The 14,623-nt window shown below is 69.5% G+C and carries 16 protein-coding genes; 8 read left to right on the forward strand and 8 right to left on the reverse strand.

Going from position 1 to position 14,623, the window contains the following annotated elements; translation table 11 throughout:
* Positions 1–231: 231 nt before the first annotated feature.
* Both M4D54_RS05400 and M4D54_RS05405 read left to right on the forward strand, forming a co-directional pair.
* Positions 232–1,380: an NAD-dependent epimerase/dehydratase family protein gene (locus M4D54_RS05400; RefSeq protein WP_259890650.1), complete on the forward strand. Its 1,149-nt coding sequence runs from the start codon at positions 232–234 to the stop codon at positions 1,378–1,380.
* A gap of 10 nt (positions 1,381–1,390) precedes the next feature.
* The gene (locus M4D54_RS05405; RefSeq protein ID WP_193865221.1) at positions 1,391–2,518 is read left to right on the forward strand and encodes a glycosyltransferase; all 1,128 of its coding nucleotides are present in this window, start codon (positions 1,391–1,393) and stop codon (positions 2,516–2,518) included.
* Positions 2,519–2,566: 48 nt separating this feature from the next.
* On the opposite strand, the gene M4D54_RS05410 is transcribed toward M4D54_RS05405, so the two are convergent.
* Positions 2,567–3,016, reverse strand: a complete 450-nt coding sequence (locus M4D54_RS05410; protein WP_193865222.1) for a hypothetical protein — start codon at positions 3,014–3,016, stop codon at positions 2,567–2,569.
* Positions 3,017–3,135: 119 nt separating this feature from the next.
* Here M4D54_RS05410 and M4D54_RS05415 point away from each other — a divergent pair, with 119 nt between their 5' ends.
* Positions 3,136–3,777 carry a hypothetical protein gene (locus M4D54_RS05415; protein ID WP_193865223.1) on the forward strand — a complete coding sequence of 214 codons (642 nt, stop codon included), beginning with the start codon at positions 3,136–3,138 and terminating at the stop codon, positions 3,775–3,777.
* 296 nt (positions 3,778–4,073) lie between these two features.
* On the opposite strand, the gene M4D54_RS05420 is transcribed toward M4D54_RS05415, so the two are convergent.
* The 3 genes from M4D54_RS05420 to M4D54_RS05430 form a co-directional block, all read right to left on the reverse strand.
* On the reverse strand, positions 4,074–4,931 hold the full coding sequence (locus M4D54_RS05420) for a WD40 repeat domain-containing protein (RefSeq protein ID WP_193865224.1): 858 nt from the start codon (positions 4,929–4,931) through the stop codon (positions 4,074–4,076).
* Positions 4,932–5,084: 153 nt separating this feature from the next.
* Positions 5,085–5,282, reverse strand: a complete 198-nt coding sequence (locus M4D54_RS05425; protein ID WP_193865225.1) for a hypothetical protein — start codon at positions 5,280–5,282, stop codon at positions 5,085–5,087.
* A gap of 305 nt (positions 5,283–5,587) precedes the next feature.
* A complete protein-coding gene (locus M4D54_RS05430) occupies positions 5,588–6,418 on the reverse strand; it encodes a uroporphyrinogen-III synthase (protein ID WP_259890651.1) in 831 nt (276 codons plus the stop codon).
* A 94-nt stretch (positions 6,419–6,512) separates the two neighbouring features.
* On the opposite strand from M4D54_RS05430, the gene M4D54_RS05435 reads away from it, so the two are divergent.
* The 5 genes from M4D54_RS05435 (at position 6,513) to M4D54_RS05455 (ending at position 10,818) form a co-directional block, all read left to right on the forward strand.
* Entirely contained in the window at positions 6,513–6,806 is a 294-nt protein-coding gene (locus M4D54_RS05435; RefSeq protein WP_193865227.1) for a hypothetical protein, read from the forward strand.
* Positions 6,807–7,099: 293 nt separating this feature from the next.
* Positions 7,100–8,176 (forward strand): nitroreductase family protein, encoded by a 1,077-nt coding sequence (locus M4D54_RS05440; RefSeq protein WP_193865228.1) that lies wholly within the window; start codon positions 7,100–7,102, stop codon positions 8,174–8,176.
* Position 8,177: 1 nt separating this feature from the next.
* Entirely contained in the window at positions 8,178–9,209 is a 1,032-nt protein-coding gene (locus tag M4D54_RS05445; protein ID WP_193865229.1) for a lysylphosphatidylglycerol synthase domain-containing protein, read from the forward strand.
* Entirely contained in the window at positions 9,206–10,432 is a 1,227-nt protein-coding gene (locus M4D54_RS05450) for a polysaccharide pyruvyl transferase family protein (protein ID WP_193865230.1), read from the forward strand. The genes M4D54_RS05445 and M4D54_RS05450 overlap by 4 nt, the downstream gene beginning before the upstream one ends.
* 35 nt (positions 10,433–10,467) lie before the next feature.
* A complete protein-coding gene (locus M4D54_RS05455; protein WP_193865231.1) occupies positions 10,468–10,818 on the forward strand; it encodes a hypothetical protein in 351 nt (116 codons plus the stop codon).
* A gap of 49 nt (positions 10,819–10,867) precedes the next feature.
* Here M4D54_RS05455 and M4D54_RS05460 read toward each other — a convergent pair whose 3' ends face one another.
* The 4 genes from M4D54_RS05460 to hemB form a co-directional block, all read right to left on the reverse strand.
* Complete coding sequence (locus tag M4D54_RS05460) at positions 10,868–11,686, reverse strand: WD40 repeat domain-containing protein (RefSeq protein WP_193865232.1); 819 nt, start codon at positions 11,684–11,686, stop codon at positions 10,868–10,870.
* A 12-nt stretch (positions 11,687–11,698) separates the two neighbouring features.
* Positions 11,699–12,052: a hypothetical protein gene (locus M4D54_RS05465; RefSeq protein ID WP_193865233.1), complete on the reverse strand. Its 354-nt coding sequence runs from the start codon at positions 12,050–12,052 to the stop codon at positions 11,699–11,701.
* 88 nt (positions 12,053–12,140) lie between these two features.
* The gene (gene hemL / locus M4D54_RS05470) at positions 12,141–13,472 is read right to left on the reverse strand and encodes a glutamate-1-semialdehyde 2,1-aminomutase (RefSeq protein WP_193865234.1); all 1,332 of its coding nucleotides are present in this window, start codon (positions 13,470–13,472) and stop codon (positions 12,141–12,143) included.
* Positions 13,473–13,563: 91 nt separating this feature from the next.
* On the reverse strand, positions 13,564–14,559 hold the full coding sequence (gene hemB / locus M4D54_RS05475; RefSeq protein ID WP_259890663.1) for a porphobilinogen synthase: 996 nt from the start codon (positions 14,557–14,559) through the stop codon (positions 13,564–13,566).
* Positions 14,560–14,623: the final 64 nt, after the last annotated feature.

A 14,623-nucleotide genomic window follows, 5' to 3' on the forward strand; every position in this document is an offset into this window, starting at 1 on the left:
CTGGTGCTGGTGCTGGTGCTGGTGCGGGCGTCGCATGGCCCGTGCGTGACTGGCGCTGCACCGCTGGCCACTGCTTGTTCTTCGGCTGTTCACCTGCGCTTCGGTCCTCTTTGAGCCTGCTCCCACCTGGATGCACGGTGACCAGATACGTTAGGAGCAGGCACACAGTTCACCCCATTCTGGCCATGTGCATGCACCGGGCCGGACGCGACCCCTTGGAGGACTCGAAAGATGAAGATCGTCGTCGCCGGCGGAGACGGATTCTGCGGTTGGCCCACTGCCCTGTACCTCTCCCAGAAGGGGCACGAGGTCACGATCGTGGACAACCTGGTACGCCGTGAGATCGACGACGAGCTGGGCTCGAACTCGGTCACCCCGATCCTGCCGCTCGAGGAGCGGGTGGCGGCATGGAAGGAGGTCTCCGGCAAGGACATCGCCGTGAAGGTCGGCGACCTCACCGACTACGAGACCGTCTCCGGCCTGTTCCAGGAGCTGCAGCCCGAGGCCTTCGTGCACTTCGCGGAGCACCGCAGCGCCCCCTACTCGATGATCGACCGCGAGCACGCGATCGAGAACCACCGCAACAACGTCGAGGGCACCCTCAACGTGCTGTGGGCGATCAAGGACTACGCCCCCGACTGCCACCTGGTGAAGCTGGGCACCATGGGCGAGTACGGCCAGCCCAACATCGACATCGAGGAGGGCTGGATCGAGATCGAGCACAAGGGCCGCAAGGACCGCCTGCCGTTCCCCAAGCAGCCCGGCTCGTTCTACCACCTCACCAAGGTGCACGACAGCGACAACATCATGTTCGCCTGCCGCATCTGGGGCATCCGCGCCACCGACCTCAACCAGGGCGTCGTCTACGGCCTGGAGACCGAGGAGACGCGCCTGGACCCGCGCCTGGTCAACCGCTTCGACTACGACGCCGTGTTCGGCACGGCCCTGAACCGGTTCATCATCCAGGCCGCCATCGGCCACGACCTGACCGTGTACGGCAACGGCTCCCAGACCCGCGGCTACCTGAACATCCAGGACACCGTGCGCTGCATCGAGATCGCCTGCGAGAACCCCGCCGACCGCGGTGAGTTCCGGGTGTTCAACCAGTTCACCGAGCAGTTCTCCGTGCAGGAGCTGGCCGAGAAGGTGCAGAAGGTCGCCAAGGACCTGGGCACCGAGGTGGCGATCGACCACCTCGAGAACCCGCGTGTGGAGAAGTACGACCACTACTACAACGCGGTCAACACCAACCTGCTGGACCTGGGCCTGGAGCCGCACCTGCTGACCGACGAGCACCTCACCGAGGTGCTGAAGATCGCCCAGAACAACACCGATCGCGTCAAGCGCGAGCTGGTGCTGCCCACCGTCACCTGGAAGTGACCACGAGTCCGTGAAGATCGCGATCGTCACGGAGACGTTCCTGCCGTCCGTCGACGGCGTGGTGACAAGGCTCCGCCACGCCGTCGAACGGTTCACCGACCTGGGCCACGAGGTGATGGTGGTGGCTCCTGACCTGGGGGTCACCGAGCACCACGGGGCCCGGGTGGTGGGCATCCGGCCGGTCACGCTGCCGTTCTACAAGCACCGGCGCTTCACCCTGCCCAGCCCCAATGTCGACGGCATCATCCGCGGCTTCCACCCTGACGTGGTCCATGCCGCCCAGCCGCTGCTGCTGGCCTCCTCCGGCGCCTACGCCGCCAAGCGGCAGCGCATCCCCCTGGTGGCCAGCTACCACACGCACCTGCCGCGCTACCTGGACCTGTACCGGGCGTGGTCGTGGGGCAAGCGGCCCGTGTGGTGGCAGATCAAGCGCAACCACGCGCTGGCGGACGTCAACCTCGCGACCTCCGAGACCATGAAACAGGAGCTCACGGAGCAGGGCATCCACAACCTGCACGTGGTGCGCCGCGGGGTGGACACCGGCACCTTCCACCCTCGCTTCGCCTCCCGACAGATGCGGGAGAGGCTCACCCAGGGGCATCCGGAGAAGAAGCTGCTGGTGTTCGTGGGCAGGCTCGCTGCGGAGAAGGAGATCCACAGGCTGCGGCCCTTGATGAACCGGCGCGACGACGTGGCCCTGGCGATCGTGGGCGACGGCCCGTTCCGCGGTGAGCTCGAGCAGATGTTCGCCGGCACCTCCACCGTGTTCCCCGGGTTCATGGAAGGCGAGGAACTGGCCAGTGCCTTCGCCAGTGCGGATGCCTTCGTGTTCCCCTCGGTCACCGAGACCCTGGGCCTGGTGATCCTGGAGGGCATGGCCTCCGGTCTGCCCGTGGTGGCAGCACGCTCGGGCCCCACGCTGGAGCAGGTCACCGACGGGGAGAACGGGCTGCTGTTCGACTCCGGCGACGAAGCCAGCCTGGACCATGCGATCCACCGCCTGGCCGATGCGGACCTCCGCACGCGCATCCGCACCGCCGCTCGGGCCGAGGCCGAGAAGTACTCCTGGGAGAACGCCTCGGACGACCTGCTGCGGTACTACGAGATGGCGATCGGGATGCACGCGCCGCGGTACTGAGCGGGCTCACGGGAGCCCGGCGGCAAGTGAAGACGGTACGGGTGACGCTCAATCGCGACGACGACGGAACAGGGAGCGGCGCTCACCGGCGCGCTTGCCGTGCAGGGCCGGGCTGGGCTCCGGATCGGTTCGGAGCTCCTCGGCCTTCTCGTCGGCATCATCCGCTCCCGGGGAGCCGTCGGTCGTGCCGGGGTCGACGGCTCCGTCGGAGTCGTCGTCGATGTCGTCGTCCTCGATCCACACGTCGGTCCAACCGATGTCGGACTCGTCCCGGGGCCGGTACTCGCCCCGCGCAGGCAGCTGATCGGCGACGTCCTCCAGCTCGATCTCCTGTGGGGCTCGCACCTCTTCGCCCTTGTGGGGGACGGGGCAGGTCCAGAAGTAGGGGCACCCCGGGCAGCCTGCCGTCTCGTCGTCGGGTGCGGCCTCGCGCTGCATCTGCACGCCGTCCATCTGCTGCAGCATTCGCAGGCGGGACTCGTAGGGGTTGATCTCCATCGCCGCTCAGCGTACTCGCGCACGGCGGGGCGGAGCTGGACGCGGAGCGAGGGTTGGCGGGTGCGCGAGCGGCGCTACGCTGACCACTGCGACAACCGCGACGAAAGGGGATGGGGGATATGCGCACCAGGACCGGGCGTGCGGTGGCTGCCATGGCCGGGCTGCTCATGCTGAGCGGGTGCCTCCCGGGCATCGGGATCGGCCAAGGGCAACGGCCGGCCGGACCGGATGACCCGGTGCGAGACCCGGTCAACGAGCGCTGGTACACCCCCTCGGACCTCATCGACGGGACGGAGAAGATCCGGGAGCAGTTCCCGGATCTCGAGGTGGAATCGGGGATGTCCCTCGCCGGGACCTTCACCGAGCCGGACGAGCGGGAGCTGATCCCGGCCCAGGACGACTACTGGCGGCAGTCCGTCATGGTGGTGGGGGAGGAGGCGGTGGCCGAGCTCGTCGCTGCCTCGCGAGTCGCCGCGGTCTCGGATGGAGGCGGGGTCGACCCCCTCACGGGGGAGGGCACGAGTCCCATGAACAGCCCGGCGGGGACCCGCGCGGACGACGAGGTGATCCGGGGAGTGATCGTGCAGCCCCTGGAGGACGAGGCCGGACAGTGCCCGGACGGATGGATCCTGCTGGGCATGACCCTCACGGCCGATCCCACCGACACGATCCGGCCAGTCACCGCCGACGGCCTGGTGATCACGATGGCCGCGGTGTGCGAGGGCGGGGACCGCATCGTGGTGGACGCGCGCGATTTCTGAGTTCGCCCTGCAGCGGAACCACGGAGCGTCGTTCATCGCCGCCGACATCAGGGGATCTGCAGGAGCGACCACTGCGTGCCGTCCCAGCGCAGCACCCCGAAAGTCCAGCTGACCGCGTACAGCGCGGAGCCGTCGGGAGCCCACTGCACGCAATGGGCCGACCCGCGTGCCGGGGGCAGGTTCCTGTGCTGCCCACCGTGCACGTCCCAGACGGTCACGGTGCTGCCGGAATCACCGGACACAGCGACGACGTCCCCGGGGGAGACGCTGAGGCCGTACGGGCGCTCAGCCGCGGGCTAAGGCCCCGGGCGCACGGCACCCGAGGGGTCCACCACCGCCAGTGCAGCGGGTTCGTAGCTGCTGATCACGAGGGAGCCGTCGGACAGGTGAGCCACGCCCAGCGGCGACCCTTCCGGCGCCTCGACGGTGCGGAGGAGCTCGACGTCACCGACCGACCAGATCTGCACTGGGCCCGTGGCCCCGGCGACGGCCAGCTCGGTGCCGTCCGGCGAGAAGGACAGCGACGCCGGCATGAGGTCACCGAGGTCGATCACCTCACCGGCCTCGCACGCCCCCTCCCGGAACCGCCACAGGCGCAGTGTTCGCTCGGTGCTGAGCGAGGCCAGGAGAGCCCCGTCGGGGCTGAATGCGAGGTCGACGATCCTGCGGTCCTCGTCCGAGCCGAGGGAGTGCCCGGTGAGAGTCCACTGCAGTGCGCCGTCTCTGCCCAGGATGTCGATCTGGGACCGCCCTGCGGCAGCGAGCATGTCGCCGGAGGGGTGGCATGCGAGCGGACCTCGACGATGGTTGCCCGTCACTGTGAGGAGATCGCCCGACGCAGTGTCCCAGATCGCCGTGCCCCAGTCCTCCACGGACAGGGAGTCCGGGGCTGTGTGCTCCAGACCTGCTGCGACGAATGACGAATCCGGTGCGACGGCCAGTCCTTCCGGTGAGACGAGCTGGTCGGGAGAGATCCGGAACCCTCCATAGGGGTTCTCGCCCTGGGGGGCATTCGCAGCGGGGTGGCAGGTGCCCTCCGACGTCGTCACGGAGTCCTCCTCATCGTCCTTCTCGTTGCGCCGGGGGGTGCAGGCCGCGAGGGCTGTGACACCCACCGCAGAAAGGGTGAGGGCCCGACGCGTGAGCAGCGGCACGGGGTCACGGTATCGGGCTGAACGGCACGGGGGCGTCATGGTTTGTCTCGGATCCGCTTGAATTCCTCGACGGACAGTCCGCTGCCCTGTTCGTATGCCGCGGTGCGGGCATCGACCTCGACGGCCTGGTTCCGGTACTGCTCCATCTGTTCGTCATAGGCCGCCTGCTGCTCCGGGGTGGGGGAGATTGGCGTAGGCGAGGGAAAGGTGCATGTGTGCGGTGGGGGAGAGGCAGGCCCCGGGCATCTTCCTCCACAGTTCGTCGACGATCGCCTGGTGCTCCCCGGCCTTCGCGAGCGGCGCCACAGAACCGGCGATCATCACCATCGGGTCGTAGCTCGGTGCCGCCATGATCGCCCGATGCAGCTCGATCAGATTCTCAGCGGTGGGTCGAGAGCGTAGGCCTCCATGATGTCCGGGAAGCTCACGGGATCACATCCTTGGTGAGGAGGGCGGAATCGCTTTCAGTCTAGGTCTAGTTGGTCATGACGTTGTCGACGCCGGTGTGGAGGCGTGAGGCAGGGGTCCTTCCGTACGCCGCTTTAACGGCGCAGGGGTCGGGGGTCCTGTGATCACGATGGCGGTCGTGTGTGAGGGCGGTGACCGCATCATTGTGGAAACGCGGAGATTCTGAGCCGGTTCCGGCCGGGGGCTGATCAGCTCCCGGCCACGGCCCTGTCGATCGCTTCGGCCAGTGCCGCCCCGGTGGGCTCGGTGGCCTGGCCGTGGACCACGAGCGAGCGGGCCTCCGCGGCCTTGGTCGCCCCGGCGTGCAAGGTGACCACGCGAATGTCTCGGTGGATGCCCAGATGGCCCGCTAGGTCTGCCAGGAAGGTGCCGGGCAGCGCGACGGAGCTGTACCCGGCCAGCCGCAGATCGCGCACCACCTGGGGGTCCAGCCCCACGGGCACCGGACGGTAGCCCGTCACCCGCGTCACCGCGTACCCCGCCTGCTGCAGCTGCCCGGTCAGGGAGGCGGGGGCCGTGGCCGAGGTGATCAGCAGCAGCTCCTCGCCCTCCCGTGACGCGGCAGGGACTTCGAGGCCGGCCCCCGCGTCCAGGGCCGGGACCGTGCGGGTGGGCTCCAGGCCCACTTCGGCGAGGGCCGCCGCTGTGTCCTCCCCGATGGCGGTGATCTCGGTGCCGCGCGGCAGCGCGAGCACAGGACGGCCGGGGGCGTCCGGGTCCTCCGAGGCGGGGTCCGACTCCCCGTCGGACGGGTTGCCGCCGGTGTCTCGGGCATCCTGCAGATCGGCGTAGGAGAGCACCAGGTCCACCGCGCGGGGCCCCTCCAGCACCAGCTGCGTGAACCGGCCCTCCATCAGTGCGGCCACGGCATGCTTGGCGTCACTGTCGCGGTTCATCCGCAGCTCCACGAAGGGGGCGTGGTCCACCTCGTGCCCGAGCTCGCGCAGGCGCGCGACCAGTTCCCGACCCTCACCTGCAGGGCTCGGCACCAGGACGGGCTTCGAGGACTGTTCGCTCATGTGTTCCTCCCATTCCGACAGCACGTCACGCGGTCCATTGTGCCCCGTAGGATCGATGGCAGCCGATGCCCCACCGCCCCGCGGGAGATGAATGATGAGCACGCCCCAGCAGCGCGTCCACGACGCCACGCTCGCCCTGCTGAACCTGCTCTCCACCGGGGAGGAGGCCACCACCGCCGAGGCCATCGAGCTGCGGTGCGAGCTGGCCGAGGCCACGGCCGTCGCCGGGCGCCTCGAGGACGCCTTCTACCAGGCCGACGAGCTGCTCAAGGACGCCCAGCGCGAGTACCGTCCGGACGACCCGGCCATCGCCCGGGTGAGGCGCACGGTCTCCGCGATCGAGGAGGCGGCGCAGGAGGATCCGGGCCAACGCTCCGGCGGAGGCTGAGAGGTTCTCCTGGGAGAACGCGTCCGACGACCTCTTGCGCTTCTACGAGATGGCGATCGAGGTGCTCGGGCGAAGCTGAGACCAAGCGCGGTTCCGGCGCCGGCCTCACAGGACCTCAACGAGGTCCGCACAGATCACGCGCGTCACCCCCCGGAACCAGAGGGCCTCCAAGATACGATCTCAACGGCCTGCTGACCCGTTGGCGCGCGTCGTCGTGCATCGCACGAAGGGGAGGGGCCGCCCGGAGGGGACCCGCATCCGTCGGCCCCGAGCAAGACTGATCAGGAGTCCCCGTGCTCAAGAAGCTGAAGGCGATCGCCAAGGAGCTGCTGGCGATCACCGCCATCCGCCGCGTCTACGAGACCGTGAATCGTGCGTTCCTGGAGACCTTCGGATCCAGTCGCGTCCTCACCCATCTCTTCTTCGTGGTCAGCTTCCTGACCTTCAACCGGGAACAGAGCGCCGTCCTGCGCGGACGCCGCAACTACTACCGCAACAAGCACCGCGATCGCGTCACCCATGTCGAGCTGCGCCGCAACATCCACCGGCTCGAGAAGGGTCTGATCATGCGGCCGCGCCGCGATGTGTTCGCCCGCGACTACATCACGGAGACCATCGAGTTCTACGAGGAAGCGGCGCGCCAGTGCCGCACCGCCCCCGGCACCATGGACACCGCGGAGATGGAGTGGGCACACGACGTCCTGGCCGAGTACTTCCGGGTCGCCACCGGCGATGATCCCCGCATCCACGATGCCCGTGCCCGTTTCGAGGCGGCCGGTCACGACGGCGTCGAGACCGGGAAGATCCCGCATCCGAAGGAGCAGCTCAGCGATATCGACTACGACTCGCTCGAGAAGCTCGTCATGCAGCGGCGCTCCGTGCGCTGGTTCGAACAGCGCCGTGTGGAGCGTGACCTGATCGATCGTGCGCTGCTGCTGGCCCGCCAGGCGCCGACGGCCTGCAACCGTCTGCCCTACGAGTTCCGTATCTACGATGACCCGGCGCTGGCCAAGGAGATCGCCGGCATCCCCTTCGGCACCGGCGGCTACTCGCAGAATGTGCCCGCGATCGCCGTCGTCGTCGGCAAGCTCGAGTCCTACTTCAGTCCTCGTGACCGCCACGCCATCTATGTGGACAGTTCGCTGGCGGCCATGCAGTTCATGCTCGGCCTGGAGACCCTAGGCCTGAGCTCCTGCGTCATCAACTGGCCGGACTTCGAGCCGCTCGAGGCCAAGATGCAGAAGCGCCTGAAGCTCGCCGTCTCCGATCGTGTCGTCATGCTGATCGCCTTCGGCCACGCGGATCCGGACGCGCTCGTCCCGTACTCCGCGAAGAAGGAGCTCGACACCTTCCGCCGGTACAACGACTGACGTGGCCATCACCCCCTCACAGTCCTCCCCCTCGGGGGAGCACGGCGCAGATTCGTCGGCCCCCGCTCCGGGGCGGAAGAAGCCGCCGGCGACTAAGAAGGCGCTGCGCTGGGTCGTCACGATCCTGGTGGTCGGCGCCGTCGGCTGGCTGTTCTCCCGCTCCCTGATCGACAACTGGGAGGCGGTGCGCGCCAAGGACATCGGCTTCTCCTGGGAGTGGGTGCTGGCGACCCTCGCCTTCGCCCTGGCCGTCCCGGTCACCGGTGTCGCCTGGGGGAGGATCCTGCGCTGGCTCGACCGCGACGCCCAGTTCAGCCACCGCGAGGCAATCGCCGTCCAATGCCTCTCCTGGGTGTTGAAGTACATCCCCGGGCAGGTCGGATCCGTGGCCAACAAGGTGATCTGGGCTGGGAAGAAGGGCATCAGCCGCACCCTCGTGGTGATCACCTTCCTGTACGAGAACATCTTCCTGCAGCTCGCCTCGATCGTGCCGGCAGCCGTGATCCTGCTGATCAGCATCGGCCCCGAGGTCTTCGGTTCCAATGCCTCGCTGATGCTGGCGCCGCTGCTGGTGCTGATCCCCGCGATCGTGCTCCTGTACCCGCCGGCGTTCCGGGCGCTCATGAGCATCCCGGCGAAGAAGGTCCTCAAGCAGGAGATCCCGCGCGAATACTTCCTGAGTGCCCCGCGTGCGGCCCTGTCCTCGCTGGAGTTCATCCTGCCGCGCGTCGTCAACGGCGTCGGTTTCGTGCTGATCGCCCACACCGTCAGTGACATCACCCCCGCCCACTGGCTCCCCTTCGGCGCCGCCTACGCCCTCGCCGGCGCGATCGGGATCCTGGCGATCCTGGTGCCCAGCGGGTTGGGTGTGCGTGAGGCCGTCATCGTGATCGTCCTCAGCCAGTACGTCCCGGTCCCCGAGGCCGTGATCATCTCGCTGCTCGCACGGCTCCTGGCCACCATCGGCGACGCCCTCGTCGCTCTCATCTACCTGATCACCCGCAGAACCCTCCCGAAGGAGACGCGTCCATGACCACCCACCGCATCGCCATCATCGGCTCGGCCCTGTCCGGCAACAAGGGTGCCTCGGCCATGCTCGAGTCCGCCGTGCAGACGCTCACCGACCGTCTCGGTGACGTCGAGTTCACACTGCTGAGCATGTACCCGGCCGAGGACGACGCACAGAACCACTACCCGAACCTGAAGATCGTCAAGGCCGACCCGGCCACCCTCGGTGTGCGCATTAACTCTCTCGCCCTGCTCCACCGTCTGCTGCCGCCGCTGCGTCCGCTGCTGCGCCGGGACAAGGCCGTGCGCGCCCTGGCCGAGGCCGACGTCCTCCTGGACCAGGGCGGCATCACATTCACCGACGGCCGTGAGAAGTTCCTGCTCTACAACGTGGCTTCGATCCTGCCAGCCCTGAACCTCGGCACCCCGGTGTTCAAGTGCGCGCAGGCAGTCGGCCCGTTCAAGAATCCGATCAACCGGATCGTCTCGAAGATCTTCCTCCCGAAGGCCGCCTGCACTGTCACCCGCGGTCGCATCACCCACGAGTACGCCGAGGGCCTGGGCCTGACCAACATCGTGGCCGGCGCCGACTACGCCTTCTCCCTGGAGATGGACGGCACCGAGGCCGAGTCGGTCTCGCGCCATCTGGACCTGTCCTTCTTCGACAGGGGCGACGTCGTCGGCGTCTGCCCCTCGGTCGTGCTGCAGAAGAAGGTCGACGCCCGCGGCGGCGACTACATCGGCCAGATGGTCTCCTTCATCGAGCACCTCCGCGCCGAGGGCAAGAAGGTGTTGCTGATCCCGCACAGCGTGCGCACCGGCACCACCAAGACCCACAACAACGATCTGCCGCTGTGCACCGAGATCAACGGTCGCCTGCGCATGGGCAACGACCTGCTGTTCGTGGACCGCGAGCTGAGTTCCCAGGAGCTGCGCTACCTGATCGGTCGCTGCCACCTGTTCGTCGCCAGCCGCTTCCATGCCATGGTCTCCTCCCTGGCGATGGCCGTGCCCACCCTGGTGATCGGCTGGAGCCACAAGTACCGCGAGGTGCTGGAGATGTTCGAGCTGGAGGAGTGGGCCTTCGGTCACGACCAGCTCACCCCCGAGCACCTCACCCAGCGCTTCGCCGACCTTGAGGCCCGTCGCGACGAGGTGCAGGCCAAGCTCGATCAGCACCTGCCTGAGGTCAAGGCGAACTCGCTCATGCAGGCCGATCTGATCGCCGAGCTGGTCCGCAAGGCCTGACCGATGCATCGAGGCGGCGGGAGCGACAGCCCCAGGTGCTCGTTGCCCTCGCCTCTGTCCTCCCGGCCCTCAACAAGGGGCTGACCCGGCTCTCGGGGGGGCGCCCGCTGGCGCTGCTGGTCGCCGTCACGACCCTGCTGGTCATGGTCATGCTCGCGGCCATCGATCTGAACCGGCACCGGCCCGAGGGCCTCGAGAAGAGCGACATGTTCCTCTCGGAGACCTTCGGGCAGGCTCCATTCACGGTCATCGCAGTCCTCGTCGGTGTCGCTTCCGGCGTCCTCGCACTGGCCGTCCTCGGCCTGCTCGTGGTGACGGGGGAGGTGCGCCGCCCTGGTGTGGCTGCTCGCCCTGTGCATCGACCATGTGCTGTCAGCGGGGGCTGATCGCGCGCCACCGGACCCACCACCTCGAGGCAGGGGCGAGACGGCGGTCTCAGGGCGTCTCGAAGGCCGCCCAGTCCGAACCGTCCCAGACCATGACGCCCTGGGCCTGCGACAGGCCGTAGAGGGTGTTGCCGTCCGGTGAGAAGCACCACTGGGTGGTCTCCTCGCGGGGGAGCTCCTCGACCTCGCCCCGGACGCTGTCCCAGAGCAGCAGTGTGTCCGCACGGTCGGTGACCGCGACCTTCCCGCCGGGACCCGCGACCAGGTCCCCGAACCAGCCGGAGGTGAGCTCGGGCCCCGTGTCCACCGTGCCGCCGGGCCTGATGACCTGGACGACGCTCGGGTCCTCGGCGAGAGCCAGCACGGTGTCGTCCTCGAGCAGGGCGATCGCGAACACACGGCCCGTCGCCCCCTCGACGGGGCCGATCCGTTCGCCGCTGTCGGCGTCCCACCACTGCGGGGCGTTGTCCGGCGCGCCCTCGTAGCTGGAGCGGGCCGCCCCGATGAGCAGGCGGCTCCCGTCGGCGCTCCAGAGCACGGCGCTCGGATCGTCGTCCTGCTCGAGCTGCAGCGTCCCGTCGCCGCTGCAGGTCTCCGTGTCGACGGTGAAGAGACGGACCGTGTCGTCGTTGCCCAGGGTCGCGAGGCGAGACCCGTCGGGCGAGACGGAGACCGCTGACATGGAGGCGAGGTCGTCGGTCAGATCGTGGCCGAGCAGGTGGGTGAGGACCTCGCCGTCGATGGAGAGCACGCTGGCGTACCGCGGGTGGCCGACGACCAGGTGCTCGCCGTCCGCCAGCCAATCGACCGGCCCGCCGGCGCGCTCTTCGAGCTCGTGCGCGACGGCGCCGTCGGCGGTGCTCCACACGACCAGGCCGCCCTAGGTCTCGAACGGGGCCTGCTGGTCGGTGCGGTGAGCGGTGATCAGGCTGCCGTCCGGCGACAGGGCGAGGCCGCGCCGCAGGAACCTGTTGTCCGGCTTCGCCGGTGCGGGGTCCACTATCGTGCCGTCGGGGACTGTGTCCTCGTACTCCTCGGGGACCTGCTCACCGCCGTCCAGGCATCGGGTGACGGCACCGTCGCGCGGGCGTCTCCGTCGCGGCAGGCCGGGCAGGCCCGGCAGACCGGGAGGACGCGGCAGGTCCACCCCGCAGCCGCTCATGGCCAGTGCCGCCGGCAGTGCGGCGCCGCTCAGCAGCAGGCGCCGCCGCGGCGGCCGTCGGTCGTGCATCATCGCGATCCCCTCCTTCGGGGCGCCGCCGTCCCCCGCCGCGGCGCCCCGCCAGGATCGCATACCGGGGCTCGGGAGCCCGGCGGGGAGGTCAGCCCTGTGCCGCCGCCCGGGCCGCCTGCGGCAGGGCCGTGATGATCCGATCGAGGACGTCGTCGGTGTGCGCGGTGGACAGGAACCAGGCCTCGAAGGCGCTCGGCGGCAGATGCACGCCCTGGGAGAGCATGGCGTGGAAGAAACGTCCGAAGGCATCGGTGTCCTGCGACTTCGCCTCGTCGTAGGTCCGCACCGGCGCCTCCCGGAAGAACACCGAGAACAGAGTGCCGGTGGACTGGACGACATGCGGGACGCCCGCGGCGGTCAGGGCCTCGGAGACCGCTGACTTCAGAACATCGGCGGCGCGGCCGATGGCGTGGTAGGCGCTCTCGTCGAGCCCGTCGAGCGTGGCCAGGCCCGCGGCGGTGGCCAGCGGGTTCCCCGACAGGGTGCCCGCCTGGTAGACGGGACCCGCGGGGGCCAGCAGGCCCATCAGCTCGGCCCTGCCGCCGAAGGCGCCCACGGGCAGTCCGCCGCCGATCACCTTGCCGAAGGTCATCAGGTCCGGTTCCCACCCCTCGCCGTCGATGCCGTACTGGCCCTCGCGGCTCGCCCGGAACCCGGTGAGCACCTCGTCGGAGATCAGCAGTGCCCCGGCGGCGTGCGCGGTCTCTGCCAGGAAGCGGTTGAAGCCGGTGCCGTCCTGCTCCGGCGGCGGGACCACGCCCATGTTCGCCGGTGCCGCCTCGGTGATGATCGCGGCGATCTCCCCGCCGCGCTGGGCGAACAGCTCGGTCAGGGCCGCCCGGTCGCCGTAGGGAAGCACCACGGTGTCCTTGGCGGTGGCGGCGGTGACTCCGGCAGAGCCGGGCAGGGCGAAGGTGGCGACCCCGCTGCCGGCCTCGGCCAGCAGGGCGTCCACATGCCCGTGGTAGCAGCCGGCGAACTTCACCACCACGTCCCTGCCGGTGGCGGCGCGGGCCAGGCGCAGCGCGCTCATGGTGGCCTCCGTGCCGGAGTTGACCAGGCGGATCTGCTCGACGGGGCGCACCCGCGCTGTGACCTCCTCGGCCAGCAGCACCTCGCCGGGCTGCGGGGCACCGAAGCTGAGGCCCTTGCCGGCGGCCTCCCGCACGGCCTCGACCACCTGCGGGTTCGCGTGGCCCAGGATCATCGGCCCCCAGGAGCCCACCATGTCCACGTACTCGCGGCCGTCGGCATCGCGCAGCAGGGCTCCCTCGGCGCTGACGATGAACGGCGGGGTACCGCCCACCGAGCCGAAGGCCCGCACCGGGGAGTTCACGCCCGAGGGGATCACGCTGCGGGCCCGCTCGAACAGCTCGGCGGAGGTGGGAGCAGGGGTGCGGTGTTCGGTGGCGTCGGTCATGGGGGTGCCTTTCTCGAGAGGGTTCAGGCGTGCGTGCTGGGGTCGGTCCGAGGCGGACGACGGGGGCCGGGGCCGCTCGGATCGGGTCGGGTCAGAGGAACTCGCGCAAGTGGGCGGGCAGGCCGTCCCGGTACCAGCCGGCCACCTCGCTGGCCCAGTAGGCCAGCACAGTGGTGGCGCCGGCACGGCGGAACGCCAGCAGGGACTCCAGGATCACCTTGTCACGGTCGATCCAGCCGTTGGCAGCAGCGGCCTCCACCATCGCGTACTCGCCGGAGACCTGGTAGGCGCCCACGGGGACGGGGGAGGCGGCAGCCACCTCGGCCAGCACGTCGAGGTAGGGCAGGCCGGGCTTGACCATCACCAGGTCCGCTCCCTCGGCCACGTCCAGCTCCAGCTCCCGCAGGGCCTCACGGCCGTTGGCGGGATCCTGCTGGTAGGTGCGGCGGTCACCGCTGAGGGAGGAGCCCACGGCGTCACGGAATGGGCCGAAGAAGGCAGAGGCGTACTTCGCGGTATAGGCGTACAGGCCCACGTCCAAGTGCCCGGCGGCGTCGAGCGCCTCGCGGATCGCGGCGATCTGGCCGTCCATCATTCCCGAGGGGCCCAGCAGGTGGGCGCCGGCCTCCGCCTGGGCGAGGGCCATCTCGCGGTAGCGCCCCAGGGTGGCGTCGTTGTCGACCCGGCCCTCGGCATCGAGCACGCCGCAGTGGCCGTGGTCGGTGAACTCGTCCAGGCACAGATCCGCCATGATCACGGTGGCATCGCCCAGCTCGCGGCTAAGGCGGGCCAGAGCCCGGTTCAGCACCCCGTCCGGATCGGTCGCACCCGAGCCCACGGCGTCCTTGTACTTGGGCACGCCGAACAGCATCAGGCCGCCCACCCCGCGTTCGGTGGCCTCGGTGGCGGCGCGCACCAGGGAGTCCTCGGTGTGCTGGAGGACGCCCGGCATGGAGGAGATCGGCTGGTCCTCGGTGATGCCCTCGCGCACGAACATCGGCAGCACCAGGTCTGCCGGGCGCAGGGTGTGCTCGCGCACCAGGGAGCGCATGGCACCGGTGGTGCGCAGGCGGCGGGGCCGCACGATGGGGACCGGCCCGCCGACGGCGGCATCGGGGGCCTGCTGCCGGGGCGTGCGGGGAGCGGTGGGA

The organism is Brachybacterium sp. p3-SID1565, from assembly GCF_025143785.1.
In the GTDB taxonomy this organism is placed as follows: Bacteria; Actinomycetota; Actinomycetes; order Actinomycetales; family Dermabacteraceae; genus Brachybacterium; species Brachybacterium epidermidis.

Coding starts and splice junctions, on each gene's coding strand:
- M4D54_RS05400 (WP_259890650.1), top strand. CDS start 232: ATGAAGATCGTCGTCGCCGGCGGAGACGGATTCTGCGGTTGGCCCACT.
- M4D54_RS05410 (WP_193865222.1), bottom strand. CDS start 3,016: ATGGAGATCAACCCCTACGAGTCCCGCCTGCGAATGCTGCAGCAGATG.
- M4D54_RS05415 (WP_193865223.1), top strand. CDS start 3,136: ATGCGCACCAGGACCGGGCGTGCGGTGGCTGCCATGGCCGGGCTGCTC.
- M4D54_RS05425 (WP_193865225.1), bottom strand. CDS start 5,282: ATGGCGGCACCGAGCTACGACCCGATGGTGATGATCGCCGGTTCTGTG.
- M4D54_RS05430 (WP_259890651.1), bottom strand. CDS start 6,418: ATGAGCGAACAGTCCTCGAAGCCCGTCCTGGTGCCGAGCCCTGCAGGT.
- M4D54_RS05435 (WP_193865227.1), top strand. CDS start 6,513: ATGAGCACGCCCCAGCAGCGCGTCCACGACGCCACGCTCGCCCTGCTG.
- M4D54_RS05450 (WP_193865230.1), top strand. CDS start 9,206: ATGACCACCCACCGCATCGCCATCATCGGCTCGGCCCTGTCCGGCAAC.
- M4D54_RS05465 (WP_193865233.1), bottom strand. CDS start 12,052: ATGATGCACGACCGACGGCCGCCGCGGCGGCGCCTGCTGCTGAGCGGC.
- hemL (WP_193865234.1), bottom strand. CDS start 13,472: ATGACCGACGCCACCGAACACCGCACCCCTGCTCCCACCTCCGCCGAG.